This is a genomic window from Flavobacterium shii (assembly GCF_025847235.1).
Taxonomy (GTDB): domain Bacteria; phylum Bacteroidota; class Bacteroidia; order Flavobacteriales; family Flavobacteriaceae; genus Flavobacterium; species Flavobacterium shii.
Genome location: NZ_JAOZEW010000003.1, coordinates 310,109 through 324,980, shown reverse-complemented (window position 1 = coordinate 324,980; position 14,872 = coordinate 310,109). Strand labels below are relative to the sequence as shown.

The following is a 14,872-nucleotide window of genomic DNA, read 5'->3' as shown; positions in this document are numbered from 1 at the left end:
CAGTTGTTATTCCTTATTTTAATGCCTGTTTATATACTTCTATTGAATCTTTGGCTAGTCGAATTTTGAGCCATGATTTTAGTTTTTTATTCATTTCGTGATCTAGTTCTTTCTTACTTTGGTATAAAACTATTGGAATTATTTTGGTAGTTTGACCTTCTTTGTAGGAGTAGTTTCCTATGGTTAATGAAGAAATATAAGGGAATAATACTTTTGATTCATTTGTAATTTGTTCATTGTTAAATTGATATTCGGATAATTGTCCTCGTAAACTATTAATGATGATGTCTTTTTTGTCTACTAAATCTTTATTGGATTTTATTTTATTTAGAACATCTTTACTTAAATTAAAAGTGTCTTGCTCAATAATTAGTTGTGTATTTAGCAAGTTGTATTCGGCTAATTTTTTATTCAAATTAACGATTTCCTGATGATTAAATTTTTTAGATAAAAAAGCTAATTTTATTTTCTTAGGTTTCGAATTATACTCTATTTTTTCATAGATTATAGGATAATCATGGTCGGTAAATTCCTTTCTGATGAAAACTTCAGTTCTTTGGTTATAACTCTTTTCTACAAATAGTTGATAGGCAAAATAAATACTAGGCAAAATCATGAGCATAATAAGTATTGTAATTCCGTACTTTACTTGTCTTTCGTGTTTTAAATCTAATTGTTGTGCAATAGGATATCTCAGGAATTTTACGATTACAAAAGTTGCTATGCAGATAAAAACACAGTTTATAGTGTATAAATACATAGCGCCAAGGAAATAACTAATGTTGCCCAATGCCAAGCCATATCCTGCAGTACATAAAGGGGGCATTAATGCTGTTGCAATTGCTACACCTGGAATAGGATTTCCTTTTTCGACTCTGGTTACTGCAATTACGCCAACCAAGCCACCAAAGAAAGCAATTAAGATGTCGTATATATTAGGAGATGTTCGTGCTAGAAGCTCAGATTGGGCCTCTTTAAACGGACTTGCGTAGAAATATAAAGTAGAGATAGCTAGACTTACAAATGTGGCAATAAGAAGGTTCTTGATGGATTTTTTTACCAATGTGAAGTCATACATGCCTAAACCAAAACCAGCACCTACAATAGGTCCCATTAAAGGCGAAATTAACATTGCACCTATGATTACTGCTGTTGAATTTACATTTAGACCAACCGATGCGATAAGTATAGCGCATGCTAATATCCATAGATTAGATCCTCTAAAAGAAATTGCACCAGTAATGTTTTCAATTACTTTCTTTTTGTTTTCTTCTCCTTTATGTAAGTCTATAAAATTTAATACTTTATTAATTTCTCGTTTCATTTAGGTTAGAGGTTTCTTATTTAGAGTTAAAGTACGAATTTTATATTAGATTGCCAATGAAGTATAGTGTTGAAATAAAAAAATCCTCTTTTACTTTTGTAAAAGAGGATTCGTTTTTTATAATTTGAAGTAATTTTAATTACGTTTAAGTATTTTATATTGTTCGTAACAACCACTAATGGCATCCATTATCTGTAAATCATTTGCAGTTTGAATAAAAGACTCAGAGTAGTTGCATCGTTTTAAAATCTCTGGGATTTCATCTTTGCTTACTCCCAGAAGTACAGCAACAGTTTCTCTGTCAAACTTAGATTCTAATAGATTGCGAACAGTATCGTCTTTTTTCATTTCCTTGAGTTTCTTGAGCTCCTTAGGATTTCTTCCAAAGAAATTATAGAGGACATCTGTAGGATTAAATATCGATCCTAATACTTTGCCAAATGCATTTGGCGAGTATTCACCAGCTTCGTATCCTTGCGTTAGCCCCGAAATGCTATAACGATAATTTTCTTTTGTAGGGATCAGTTTAGAGTCAACTTCCAGATAACCGGTTAGATTAAAAGGTCTGATTATAACTTCTTCAAGCGCAATTGCTTTTTCTGTAAGTTGAATTTTTGTGACTTTGTTTTTTATCCAGTCATTTGTAACACGAATCCTTAAGGATTGAAATCCTAAAATAGAGAAGTGTAAAGTATCATTTGGTTGTACATCAATTTCAAAATATCCTTTAGAATCAGATGTAGCACCTCTTACTTTATTAAGATTGATGATGTTTACACTAGAAAGTGGAAGTTTTGTGTTGTCGTTAACGATGTAACCAGATACTCGTTGAGAATGCTCAGTGTCTTGAGAAAACGCGGCTGTGGATAGTACTAAAAAAAAGAAAACTACAAAATATTTCATAAACTGATTTAAAACTCTAAAAGTAGTAAATCAGGATTAAATATTTTGTAGTCTTCAAGTATTATTATAAGAAAATTAACAAAGGGTATTAATCTCTTCTTGGTCTTCTTGGTCTTGGTGAATCACCAAAGCTTTCAGAACGTCTTGGAGCTCTATCAGAACCACCTTCACTTCTTGGAGCCGAGCTTCTGAAACCACCTTCTCTTGGAGCAGAGTTTCTATCGCTTCTAAAACCACCTTCTCTTGGAGCAGAATTTCTGTCGCTTCTAAATCCGCCACCAGAACCTTCTCTTCTTGGAGCAGAACTTCTTCCACCACCGAAACCACCACCAGAACTTCTTCCGTTATGGTCACGTCTTCCACCACCGTCATTTTTAGAAATTTCAACATTAATACGACGTCCTTCTAATTGTACGTTGTTTAATACTTCCATTACTTTATCAGTGTGTTCAGGATCAGTGTTAAAGAAAGAGAAACCTTCTTTTACATCTACTTTGAAAACGTCATCACGACCTAAGTCTAATGTTTCTTTTAAGTAATCTTTTAAAGACATCCAATCAAAATTGTCTCTTGATCCAATGTTAACGAAATATCTTGTTGCTCCGCCATTGTTGTTAGGTCTTGCAGCACCATCTCTATCATCACGTCTTTCAGAACCTGAAGATTGATTAGTGATATCTCTGTTCTTTTTGTAATATGCAATAAAACGGTTAAATTCAACAGAAACCATTTTTTTGATTAATTCTTCTTTAGATAATCCTTCTAAAACATTGTTAATAGCAGGAAGATAGTTGTCGATTTCGTGATCAACTTCAGTATCTTTAATCTTATTTGCTAAGTGTAATAATTGAATTTCGCAAATTTCGATTCCAGAAGGAATTGTTTTTTCTTCAAATTTTTGTTTGATAATTCTTTCGATAGAAGAAATCTTGCGTAATTCACTTTTAGTAACAATTACGATAGAAGTTCCTAATTTTCCAGCTCTACCAGTACGTCCAGAACGGTGATTGTAAGTTTCAATTTCGTCAGGTAATTGGTAGTTTACAACGTGTGTAATACTATCAACATCAATACCACGTGCAGCAACATCTGTTGCAACAAGCATTTGTATTTGTCTTCCACGGAAAGATTTCATTACACCATCACGTTGCGCCTGAGATAAATCTCCGTGCAATGCAGCTGCGCTGTATCCATCTTCGATTAATTTTTCGGCAACAGCCTGTGTATCTCTTTTGGTACGACAGAAAACTACAGAGAAAATGTCTGGATTAGCATCAGCTAAACGTTTCAAAGCTTCGTAACGATCACGAGCATTTACTAAGTAAAATTCGTGAGATACAGTTGAAGAACCTGAGTTTTTAGCTCCAACAGTGATTTCTAAAGGCTCATGCATGAATTGTTTTGCAATTCTAGCAACCTCTTGTGGCATAGTTGCAGAGAACAACCATGTACTTTTTTCGTCTGGAGATGTAGATAGGATGTTTACGATATCTTCGTAGAAACCCATGTTCAACATTTCGTCAGCCTCATCAAGAATACAATAGTTGATTTGAGAAATGTTTACCAATCCTCTGTTAATCATATCTTGCATTCTACCTGGAGTAGCCACAATAATTTGTGCTCCTCTTTTTATGTCTCTAGCTTGTTCTGTTATACTTGCACCACCGTAAACTGCTACTACATTAATACCTTTTTCGTATTTAGAGTAGTTTTTAATTTCGTTAGTAATCTGCAAACAAAGCTCGCGGGTTGGAGATAAAATTAATGCTTGTGTATTTCTGTTGTTGGCATCAATTTTTTGAATTAGCGGAAAACCAAAAGCTGCCGTTTTCCCTGTCCCTGTCTGAGCCAACGCAACCATATCTGTGTCTTTTTCCAATAATAGGGGAATCGCTTTCTCCTGTACTTCAGTCGGATTTTCAAATCCTAGATCTAAAATCGCCTTCAGTAACGATTCACTCAATCCTAATTGTTCAAATTTGTTCATATGTATTTTTAAAATAGGGTGCAAAATTACTGCTAATTATTCAGATAAACTAATGCTATTTTAAGAATTGTATATTTATTATGATTTGATTATCAAATAGTTATATTTATTCTCAAGTATTTTAAGGTCAATTTTTATGAAATTGTAGTAAAAAAACGTCTAGAAATTTAAATTTTAGGGTTTAAAATGTTGCATTTTAAACAATTATTAAACTATGTTCAGAAAATCAATAAGTTGTTGCGTTGCTTTTCCGCGATGACCAATTTTATTTTTAATACTTAATGGTAATTCAGCAAAAGTTTCATCATATCCTTCAGGTTGAAAAATGGGGTCATAACCAAAACCCTGGGTTCCTTTTTTATCCTGAATAATTTTTCCATTGGCAATTCCTGTAAAGAGGTGCTGCTTTCCGTTTAGGTTCAATGCAATAACGGTTTTAAAATGAGCATTACGGTCAGTAATATTCTTTAATCCTTCTAAAACCTTATTTATATTATCATCTGAGTTACGTTGTTCTCCAGCATATCGTGCCGAATAAACTCCGGGTTCTCCATTTAAAGCGCTTATTTCAAGTCCAGTATCATCGGCAAAACAATCGTAACCATATTTTTTAGTTACATAATCAGCCTTAAGAATTGCATTACCTTCAATTGTATCAGCAGTTTCCGGGATATCTTCGTGGCATCCAATGTCTTCTAAACTCAGGATCTGTATTGATCCGTTTAGTATACTTTGTATTTCTTTTATTTTATTCAGATTGTTTGAAGCGAAAACAAGTTGCATTATATAAGGTTATGAATTATGATGTAGACAAAGTTACAATGATTTCGTGGAACTTTGATCATAACTATGTTTTTTATGGAGCTTCTCCTGCTGTACACTATATCTTTTATGATAATCCCGATTAGTAGATATCAAGCCTTTGTCAAAGTTCAAAACTTTAGGGAAGGCATTCCATAGCATGATATTTAATCATACGGTTATGAATGTTCTGTTCTGTAATAAGTATTGTGTATGAAATATAATTAGATTATGTTTGAATTAATGATTTATTGATTCAACTCAAAAACAAAAAAATATGATTAAGAAAATTATCCAAATCTCATTTGCCATCGCTATTGTATTGCTATTAGTAAGTTGTAAAAACACCAAACAAAAACTTCAGGAGTATGTTGTTACCTACAATACTAGTATAGCTCCAAGTTTTAAAGGTGAAAATATTACTGGTACTACTGCTAGAGGATATTTAGAAGACAATAAAATTGAGATAAGAATAGAAACTGATTTAGAACAAAACGAATTAAATAAACAAAATTATACCAAGGGATTTCCTGATTTGTTAGCTGAAATGATTAAAAAAGACCAGCTTCCTAAAGAGTTAATCGAAGAAGGGGTGACCTTTCATGTGTATTTTCTAGCTAAGGATAATACAGTTCTGTCCAAATTGATAATTAATAAGGAAGAATTAAAAGAGTTGTTAAAAGAAAAGTAAGCCTACGGAAAATAAGATATTTAAAATCTCTTGTTAGTTGAAAAATCAAAAGCCTCTTTTGCAATATAGCTAAAGAGGCCTTTTTAATTTATCGATTGGTAACGCTTGTTAAGTTATCGGGGAAGTATAGTTCGGATAAATTGGTAAATTCATCACCGCGCATAAAGATATTGATATCAACATCGGCGAAACGTGTCTTTCCTGCAGCAGCCAATAATTCATTTGCAGAATGCAATGTGTTTTTATGGAAATGAAATACGCGATCTGATTTATCAGTAACAACTAAGCCTTTCATCAACATTTTATTTTGTGTAGCAACTCCTGTTGGGCATTCATTATTATGACAACGTAAAGCTTGTATACAACCTAATGAGAACATAAAGCCTCTGGCGCTATTACACATATCGGCACCTAGAGCAACAGCGTGAAGAATAGAATATCCTGAGATTATTTTTCCGCTACCAATTACTCTCATCTTATCTCTAATATTTAGGGAAATCAACGTTTTATTTACAAAAATCAAAGCAGGTTCAAATGGCATACCAACACCATCTGCAAATTCTAGTGGAGCAGCTCCGGTACCACCTTCGGCACCATCTATAGTAATGAAATCAGGATAACAATCTTCAGAAATCATTTCATGACAAATGGCTTCAAATTCTTTGGTATTTCCGATACAAAGCTTAAATCCAATTGGTTTTCCGTTGGATAATTCGCGTAAGCGTGCAATAAAATGTACAAGCCCTTTTGCATCAGAGAATGCACTATGGCTTGGAGGAGATAAAATCATGGTATGAGGTTGAACGCCTCTTATTTTTGCTATTTGTTCTGTGTTTTTAGCTGCAGGAAGTACGCCACCATGTCCAGGTTTAGCACCTTGAGATAGCTTGATTTCAATCATTTTTACGTTTGGTAAAAGTGCTTTTTCTTTGAACTTTTCTCCATCAAAGTTTCCGTTTATATCACGACAACCAAAATATCCCGTACCTATTTGCCAAGTAATATCTCCACCGCCAGCAAGATGAAATTCTGTAAGTCCACCTTCACCAGTATTTTGATAGAATTTTCCTTTTTGAGCACCGATGTTCAAAGCGCGAACAGCATTTTCGCTTAGGGAACCAAAACTCATTGCCGAAATATTTAGTATAGAGGCTAGGTAAGGTTGTTTACAATCTTTACCACCTACAAGAACACGAGGTAATTCTTCATTTACTTTTGCAGGAAAAATAGAATGTTTGATTCCTTCGTAACTATCGTGATTAAGATTTAATTGCGTTCCAAAAGGGGAACTGGAATCTATATTTTTGGCTCTTTGATATACTAATGAACGTTGATTTCTTGAGAATGGCTTACCATCTGTGGATCTTTCGATAAAATATTGTTGAATTTCAGGCGCGATCATTTCAAATAAATACCTGAAATAGCCTAAAACAGGAAAGTTTCTTAAGATAGCATGCTTTTTTTGATTTGCATTATAAACACCAACAACCAACAATATAGGAATAATAATAACGAGTAAAAAACCACGGTCAGTATATAGGTAAATTGCAGTAACAACTAGAAATAATAAAAATCCGTAGATAAAGAATTTTTTTCTCATGTTCGTAAAAAATTAAAATGTAATGAATAATAGTTTAATAATTAATTGAATCGTAAGCGTACATAAACATGTTTAATGCCTTTTTTATCCGATTCTCTTTCGTCAATTTCAAGAATATCAGTTAGCGATTTTAACATTGGCGTAAGCTTAGAAAAACCATAATTTCTAGGGTCGAATTCCGGTTTTTTCTTTACAATTAAATTTCCAACATCACCTAGGAATGCCCATCCATCATCATCTTCAATGTCTTCGATGGTTGCTTCAATAAGTTCAATAGTTGGAGCATCTATTTTATGTAAGGCTTTTTCAGTTGGTTTTTCGACTGGTTTTTTTGCATCGATTGCATTGTTGTTAGTCTTAGGTTTTTTCTTTTGGATTGCTCCATCCAGAACCTCAATATAAATAAACCTGTCACAAGCAACAATGAATGAGTTTGGCGTTTTCTTTTCTCCAATACCAATTACTTTCATGCCGGATTCTCTTAATCTAATTGCCAAACGTGTAAAATCACTATCGCTGGAAACAATACAAAATCCATCTAGTTTTCCTGAGTATAATAAATCCATGGCATCAATAATCAAAGCAGAGTCGGATGAATTTTTACCTACAGTATAGCTGTATTGTTGAATAGGGGTAATGGCGTGCTCTAGTAAAACAGCTTTCCATCCATTGGAGTTTGGTTTGGTCCAATCAGCATAAATACGTTTAGTGGTTGGAGTGCCAAATTTAGTAATTTCCTCCATCATACCTTTTACATTGCTATACGGTACATTATCGGCATCGATAAGTACGGCAAGTTTTAGTTCTTTGGTGCTGTTTAAAGACATTTTTTTGGTTTTACAAAATTATAATCTACCAAAGGTAAAACTAAAATTGGTTTTAAATCCACTTGATATATAATATGTGTTTTGAGTTAATTAAATTATTTTGGTTATAAATAAGGTCTTTTTTTATTTGAAAATCTATTAAGGATAAATTTGTCTTTTAATGTTGTTTTAAATATATTTGTATGGAATTTAATACATCTTTCTATGTTTTCAAAAGCTTGTGAGTACGGTATTCGTGCATCAATATTTATTGCAACCAAATCATCTCAGGGAATCCGGGTAGGAATAAAAGATGTGGCAAAAGAAATTGATTCACCAGAACCTTTCACAGCCAAAATAATGCAGATTCTTACCAAAAGCGGAATAATTGATTCGTCTAAAGGAGTGGGAGGAGGATTTGAGGTATCTAATGATGCGGTAAAATCTATAAAATTAATCCAGATTGTAGATGCTATAGATGGAGACAATATATATAAAGGATGTGGAATTGGTTTAAAAGAATGTTCAGAGATTCATCCTTGTCCGGTGCATAATGAATTCAAGCAAATACGTGAGTTGCTTCTTGCTATGCTTACAAAGACAACATTACAGGAACTTGCTTTGGGAGTAAAATCAGGTGATTTCTTTCTTAAAACATTAAATAAAAGTGAATAATATTATAATAATTTAAATACTTAAAAATGAATAAAAGAGTCAAAATTTCTATCGTAATGCTAATGGGTTTTTTCGCAATAACTTCATGTGGTAAAAAAGACGCAACAACAGATGCAGCTACCGAGGTAAATGGAACTACAACAGGTACTGAAGGTCAGGCAGAAGCTGTTAGCAATGTTTTGGTTATTGAGGGGAATGACCAAATGCAATTTAGTACTAAAGAGTTAAAAGCTATAGCAGGAAAACCAATTACACTAACATTAAAACATGTAGGTAAAATACCAAAAGAAGCAATGGGACACAATTTGGTTATTTTGCAAGAAGGTACCGATGAAGCGGCTTTTGCAGCCAAAGCGATTGCTGCGAAAGACACTGATTATATTCCCGCTTCAGAAAAAACGTCGATTATAGCTCACACTAAGTTAATTGGAGGAGGAGAAGAAGATACTATTGAATTTACTATTGATAAAAAAGGGACATACAATTTCTTGTGTACTTTTCCGGGCCATGTTGCCATGATGAAAGGTGTTTTAATTGTAGAATAAATAATAGACTCTAATCTTAATTTATAGGTTAGAGTTTTTTTACAAGCTAATAAAGGATAGTTTTGTCTTTTATTAAGGTCAGATAAATAATAATTTAATTTTAGAGAAAATGGAAAACTTAAAAGATAAAACAATTGGTTCATTTGTAGCCAAAGATTTTAGAACAGCTGCTGTATTTACAAAATATCAAATCGATTTTTGTTGTAAAGGGAATAGGACTATTAATGAAGTTTGTGAAAAACAAGATATTGATTCAGATGTTTTAATGCAAAATGTGTATGATGTATTGCAATCTGAAGGCAGTAATACAATCGATTTTGATTCATGGCCTTTAGATTTATTGGTAGATTATATCGAAAAAACGCATCATCGTTATGTAGAGGATAAATCTACAATTTTAATACAGTTTTTAAATAAACTATGTAGCGTACATGGAGCAAATCATCCCGAATTATATAAGATAAACGAATTGTTTACCGAATGTGCTGGAGAATTGTCGCAACACATGAAAAAGGAAGAGCTTATGTTGTTCCCTTTTATCAAAAGAATGGTAAAAACTAAGGAATCTGATGGGCCTTTATCTCAACCATCTTTTGGAACGGTATCCAATCCAATTGCTATGATGATGCAAGAACATGATAACGAAGGAGAACGCTTTCGTGAAATTGCCAGCTTAACAAATAATTACACAGCACCAAGTGATGGATGTACTACTTATAAGGTAACATTTGCAATGCTTAAAGAGTTTGAGCAGGATTTACACAAACACATTCATTTAGAAAACAATATTTTGTTTCCTAAAGCTATCATTTTAGAAGAGGAATTTTCAGAAAGAGCATAGTAAAATGAATGGTTAAAAAAGAAATGTGCCGATAGATCATTTGAGGGAATGATTACATCGGCGCATTTTTTATTGAAATAACTATTCATAATCATAAAGGTACTAAAGTAAATATAAGTCTTTAAATACTTTTATTATATGAACTTATATAAATTACAGGGTTGAATTTTAGGTAAATAAAACTACTTTTAATATGATAAAAAATGAAATTGTTAGTTGAAATGAATTCGCAAAGAAGTTGGATTTTATGTTGCTTTTTTAATTTTCTGATAGCTTCGGTTATGGGATTATTAATGCGTTTTCTATATCTGTTTCCTTTGCAAAATATAAATTATAGTTTTTTACTTCATGCACATTCCCATGTAGCAATGTTAGGTTGGGCTTATTTGATGATTTATGTTTTAATTGTTCACTTTTTTATACCAAAAGATAAAAGCGAGAAAGCAATTTACAATCAATTATTTTGGACTACAGAATTTGCAGTTATCGGCATGATGATAACCTTTCCTATTCAGGGATATGCTTTGTTTTCGATTGTGTTTTCTACACTACATATTTTATTAAGCTATGTATTTTGCTGGCTGGTTTGGAGAGATGGTTTTAAGGATGAAACAAGTGATTATAAGCTTTTATTAGTAGCTGTTTTGTTTATGGTTTTGTCAACTTTTGGTGTTTGGTGTTTAGGACCAGCGGTAAGTATGTTGGGTAAACAAAGTGCTTTTTATCAAATTGCAATTCAGTTTTTCCTTCATTTTCAATTTAACGGTTGGTTTTTATTTGCTGTTTTAGCTTTATTCTTAAAACAATTCGAAGATAAAATAGATAAAAAAAAGTTTGAAATATTCTTCACATTACTCATTATAGCAACATTTTTAACGCTTGCATTCCCTGTAAGCTGGTATGTTAAGAATAGTTTATTAAGTTGGATTAATACTATTGGAGTTATCTTGCAATTGGTTGCTTTTATCTATTTTTATAAAATGCTAAAACCACAATGGGGATGGTTTAAAGCTAATTTAGACACTACAGCCAAAATGGTTTACAGTTTGGCTTTATGTTCATTATTCTTAAAAATAGGTATTCAACTATTGGTTTTAATTCCTAAACTAGCAGAAGCTTCACACCAGATTAGAAATTTTATAATTGGCTTTATCCATTTAACAACTTTAGGTGTAATTACAGGATTTTTATTTGGAATATTAATTCAGAATAAGATGCTTTCACCTCAATCTTATTTACTCCGTTTAGGAATAAAATGCTTCATTGTGGGATATGTAGCAACAGAAGTTTTGTTATTTCTTCAAGGGGGATTTCTTTACTTTGGTAAAGGCGCACTTTGGGGCTATTACGAAGAAGTTTTTGGAACGAGTGTTCTTATTGTCGTTGGCTTAAGCTTGATTATGGTATCAATATTTAAAACAAAAATATTAGCCATAAATTAGACTAGTTAAATTTATTAAATTAAAAATAGTTACATAGAATTAAAAAGATTTAAGCTTTGCAGTTAATTTTTTTTGCCACAGATTTACTTCGTCTGTTCGACTTTCAGTCTCGGGCCAAGAAAGTACGGTTTGGGTCTTTGACAAAGAGTTGCTAACTTAAATTGTCTATAATGAGACGCGGATGAAATGGATTTACAAAAGTAAAGCCGCGGATTAAAAACTGATTTAAAAATAATCGAAAATAAAATCCGTTTAATCCGTGTTTTCGCTTTAGCGAATCCGCATAATCCGCGTTCCTTCGGCAAAGAGTTAGATAGAATTAAAATGATTACAATGATTTTATCCCGTTCCGAAGCTTTGGGATCGGTATTGCGACCTTTGCGTAATCCTTTGTGAACTTTGCGGTTAATTCTATAGATAAAAAAAACAAGGGTCGATTAATAAAAATCTTCCCTTGTTCTCTTACTAATCAACCTATTTAATCTTCTCTGCTTCCATATTTATTCTGTCTACAGTTTTATCATTATTTACACCTAAACCTTCTTGTTGGTATATTAATTCGCCATCGGGATTAAAAACACTTATGATATTAGAATGGGAAAACTCTACCGGTGATATTTTCTTATAGTTTACTGCGAGAACTGCTGCAAACTCACGTGTGTTTTCTTCTGTAGAACGCAAGAACAGCCACGGGTCATTTTCCATTTTATTTGCTATAGCAAATGCTTTTAATTTTTCGGGAGTATCAGTTTCAGGATCAATACTTACGAGAATAAGCTTTACATTCTTTTTGTTGTTTTTATTCAATCGGGATTCTATATTTCTCATATCGGCTACTAATCTGGGGCATGCTGCTTTGCAAGTCGTGTAGATCATTACCATAACAAGAACGTTGCCTTTCAGGCTTTTTAGTTCTATATTTTTCCCATCTTGATTAGTCCATTGTGATGGTAAATTGTAAATCGATAAATCACTAATTGGTTTATCTTGAGTTACAATTGCGGTACTATCTTTAGAATCTTTGCAACCTTGCAGACTAAAAGCTAATATGGAAATTGCGATTATTATTATTTTCATTTTAAATATTTAAAATTATTGCTTTTTAGTGCTTGCGCATCGAAAGCCTAGATTTCGTGTTGAATATTGTGCCTTGAGACTTCCTCGAAATGCGTATCTCATAAAAGCTGCATAATCCATTAAATCGGTTGCATTTACCGAGGCTCCACCACAAAAAAGATTTTTGTCTTCGCTTTTATCTTTTCTGGATTCTCCTGATAGAAAGATGCTATTAAAATCTGCCGTCCATTCCCATACTAAACCATGCATATCATAAACTCCCCAGTAATTTTTGAATGTCCCTCCAATAGAATTCTCGTATGTTTTTGATTTTTCATACCATGACAATATGTATTTATTGAATTCCGATTTGGTTCTGGCATCAATTTTTTTTTCATCTGCCATAGCAACATATTCCCATTCATCCATTGTAGGCAAACGTTTTTCTTGACATTCACAATATTTCCTGGCAGCAAACCAGGAAACGTTGGTTACTGGTGCTTTTGGATTTGCACTTCCAAAATCAAAATCAGTTTTCCAATACGATAGATAGCTTTTATCTGCATAAATAGCCTTTATTTTGGATTTGTTATAGCTTGGATTCTTTTTGAGGAAACTCAAGAACTCACGATTAGTAACTGGATAAACATCTATAAAAAAGGGCTTCACAACAATTGGGTTTTTTACTGTAGCTCCGTAAAGAGGGACAAACGAGCCCTCTTTTATCGGAACCATCTTCGATTCTTGCGCTCTTATCATTCCTATATGAGCTAAGAAAAGGATAATAATGAAAAAGCTTTTTTGCATAATGTTTTATCTTAGGGCTTTTACCATTTCGGGAGTTACTTCAGTTTTATTATTCCCCCAACTATTGTATATATAGGTCATAATATTTGCTATTTCATCATCGGATAAATTCTGGCTAGGCATAATGTTGTTGTATTTTTTACCATTTACAGTTATTTCGCCACTCAAACCGTGCAGGATTGTCTTGATTGCTCGTTTTGGGTCTGCATTAAGATAATCTGATTTTGCGAGAGGAGGGAACGCACTAGGAATTCCTTGTCCTTCGGATTGATGGCAGGCAAAACACGTTGTTCCAAAAATCTCTTTTCCAATTTTCACTCTTTCGGCTACTGTTCTTTTTGGAATAGCTGTTTTTGTAGCTCCATAGTCAGGCATTTTTTGGATTGTTCCACCTTCTGGTAAATAAATACCTTCTTGGATAGTTCCCGAATAGATATTTTTATGTTCTGCACCTTCTACTTTTAGGATTCCCAAAGCACCTTTGTTAAATGCTCTAAAAATAGAGTGGTCAACAATAATGAAATTTCCGGGAGTTTCTACTTTAAAATCAACTATCGATGCACCGCCGGCAGGAATTAAAGTAGTCTGAACATTTTTATTGATAAGACTTCCGCCTTCAACATGTACATGATCGAATATTTCACCAATAACATGGAATGAAGAAACTAGGTTAGGACCACCATTTCCAACAAATAAACGAACAGTTTCTCCCACTTTTGCGGTAAGCTCATTTCCATTTGTCAAAGAACCAACTCTACCATTAAAAACAACATAATCGGGAGTTTCTTTCACGGCTTTATTCATATCAAAAGGTTGAAGTCCCTTGGCTCCATATTCACCTTGAGTATAAAAGTCGCCTTGCATAACGTAGTATTCCTTGTCTACAGGAGGGAGACCTCCTTCTGGTTCTACCAAAATTAAACCGTACATTCCGTTAGCAATGTGCATTCCTACGGGAGCAGTTGCACAATGGTAAACATACAATCCGGGGTTTATTACCTTAAAACTAAATACTTTTTCATGACCGGGAGCAACCAGTGATGATGAGGCTCCACCTCCTGGGCCTGTTACGGCATGTAAATCGATATTATGAGGTAGTTTGTTATCAGGGTGATTTTTTAAGTGAAATTCTACTTCATCACCAACACGTGTTCTGATAAAGCTTCCCGGAACAGATCCGCCAAATGTCCAATACGTATATTTTACTCCATCGGTCATTGTCCCTTCCTGTTCTTTAATTTCCATATTAACCTTTAACTTCATTGCAGGTCTGTTACCAATAGGTTTAGGTACCATTGGGGGAGCAGTAAGTTCGGCTTCCATTTCTCCATCCGTTACAATTTTTGTGTAATTCGTTGATTCTTCTCCTTTTTTGCATGATGCTAAAATCATTA

14 protein-coding genes are annotated in these 14,872 nt (G+C 33.3%); 5 read left to right on the top strand and 9 right to left on the bottom strand.

Translation table 11 applies throughout. The annotated features are described in order from the left end of the window. Positions 1-13: 13 nt before the first annotated feature. The 4 genes from OIU83_RS05105 to OIU83_RS05090 form a co-directional block, all read right to left on the bottom strand. Positions 14-1,324 (bottom strand): DUF389 domain-containing protein, encoded by a 1,311-nt coding sequence (locus tag OIU83_RS05105; protein ID WP_264205187.1) that lies wholly within the window; start codon positions 1,322-1,324, stop codon positions 14-16. Between the two features lie 135 nt (positions 1,325-1,459). Beyond that, the gene (locus OIU83_RS05100; protein WP_264205186.1) at positions 1,460-2,227 is read right to left on the bottom strand and encodes a carboxypeptidase-like regulatory domain-containing protein; all 768 of its coding nucleotides are present in this window, start codon (positions 2,225-2,227) and stop codon (positions 1,460-1,462) included. An 88-nt stretch (positions 2,228-2,315) separates the two neighbouring features. Beyond that, a complete protein-coding gene (locus tag OIU83_RS05095) occupies positions 2,316-4,214 on the bottom strand; it encodes a DEAD/DEAH box helicase (protein WP_264205185.1) in 1,899 nt (632 codons plus the stop codon). A gap of 207 nt (positions 4,215-4,421) precedes the next feature. Beyond that, entirely contained in the window at positions 4,422-4,997 is a 576-nt protein-coding gene (locus OIU83_RS05090) for a non-canonical purine NTP diphosphatase (protein ID WP_264205184.1), read from the bottom strand. A gap of 295 nt (positions 4,998-5,292) precedes the next feature. Here OIU83_RS05090 and OIU83_RS05085 point away from each other — a divergent pair, with 295 nt between their 5' ends. Then, positions 5,293-5,706 carry a hypothetical protein gene (locus tag OIU83_RS05085; RefSeq protein ID WP_264205183.1) on the top strand — a complete coding sequence of 138 codons (414 nt, stop codon included), beginning with the start codon at positions 5,293-5,295 and terminating at the stop codon, positions 5,704-5,706. An 88-nt stretch (positions 5,707-5,794) separates the two neighbouring features. On the opposite strand, the gene OIU83_RS05080 is transcribed toward OIU83_RS05085, so the two are convergent. Next, a complete protein-coding gene (locus OIU83_RS05080; RefSeq protein WP_264205182.1) occupies positions 5,795-7,306 on the bottom strand; it encodes an FMN-binding glutamate synthase family protein in 1,512 nt (503 codons plus the stop codon). Between the two features lie 41 nt (positions 7,307-7,347). After that, positions 7,348-8,133, bottom strand: coding sequence for an NYN domain-containing protein (locus tag OIU83_RS05075; RefSeq protein WP_264205181.1), 786 nt, complete (start codon positions 8,131-8,133; stop codon positions 7,348-7,350). Positions 8,134-8,337: 204 nt separating this feature from the next. Between OIU83_RS05075 and OIU83_RS05070 the strand changes: the two genes are divergently transcribed. The 4 genes from OIU83_RS05070 (at position 8,338) to OIU83_RS05055 (ending at position 11,615) form a co-directional block, all read left to right on the top strand. Continuing rightward, positions 8,338-8,787 (top strand): RrF2 family transcriptional regulator, encoded by a 450-nt coding sequence (locus tag OIU83_RS05070; protein ID WP_264205180.1) that lies wholly within the window; start codon positions 8,338-8,340, stop codon positions 8,785-8,787. Between the two features lie 26 nt (positions 8,788-8,813). Then, positions 8,814-9,332, top strand: coding sequence for an azurin (gene azu / locus OIU83_RS05065; RefSeq protein ID WP_264205179.1), 519 nt, complete (start codon positions 8,814-8,816; stop codon positions 9,330-9,332). A 109-nt stretch (positions 9,333-9,441) separates the two neighbouring features. Next, the gene (ric, locus tag OIU83_RS05060) at positions 9,442-10,173 is read left to right on the top strand and encodes an iron-sulfur cluster repair di-iron protein (RefSeq protein ID WP_264205178.1); all 732 of its coding nucleotides are present in this window, start codon (positions 9,442-9,444) and stop codon (positions 10,171-10,173) included. A gap of 203 nt (positions 10,174-10,376) precedes the next feature. Further along, positions 10,377-11,615, top strand: coding sequence for a hypothetical protein (locus OIU83_RS05055; RefSeq protein ID WP_264205177.1), 1,239 nt, complete (start codon positions 10,377-10,379; stop codon positions 11,613-11,615). Between the two features lie 474 nt (positions 11,616-12,089). On the opposite strand, the gene OIU83_RS05050 is transcribed toward OIU83_RS05055, so the two are convergent. Genes OIU83_RS05050 through nirK form a run of 3 tightly spaced genes read right to left on the bottom strand, consistent with a single transcriptional unit; the run spans position 12,090 to position 14,870 of the window. Next, positions 12,090-12,692, bottom strand: coding sequence for an SCO family protein (locus tag OIU83_RS05050; protein ID WP_264205176.1), 603 nt, complete (start codon positions 12,690-12,692; stop codon positions 12,090-12,092). A gap of 15 nt (positions 12,693-12,707) precedes the next feature. Beyond that, positions 12,708-13,478 (bottom strand): formylglycine-generating enzyme family protein, encoded by a 771-nt coding sequence (locus OIU83_RS05045; RefSeq protein ID WP_264205175.1) that lies wholly within the window; start codon positions 13,476-13,478, stop codon positions 12,708-12,710. 6 nt (positions 13,479-13,484) lie between these two features. After that, positions 13,485-14,870, bottom strand: a complete 1,386-nt coding sequence (gene nirK, locus OIU83_RS05040; protein ID WP_264205204.1) for a copper-containing nitrite reductase — start codon at positions 14,868-14,870, stop codon at positions 13,485-13,487. Between the last annotated feature and the right edge of the window lie 2 nt (positions 14,871-14,872).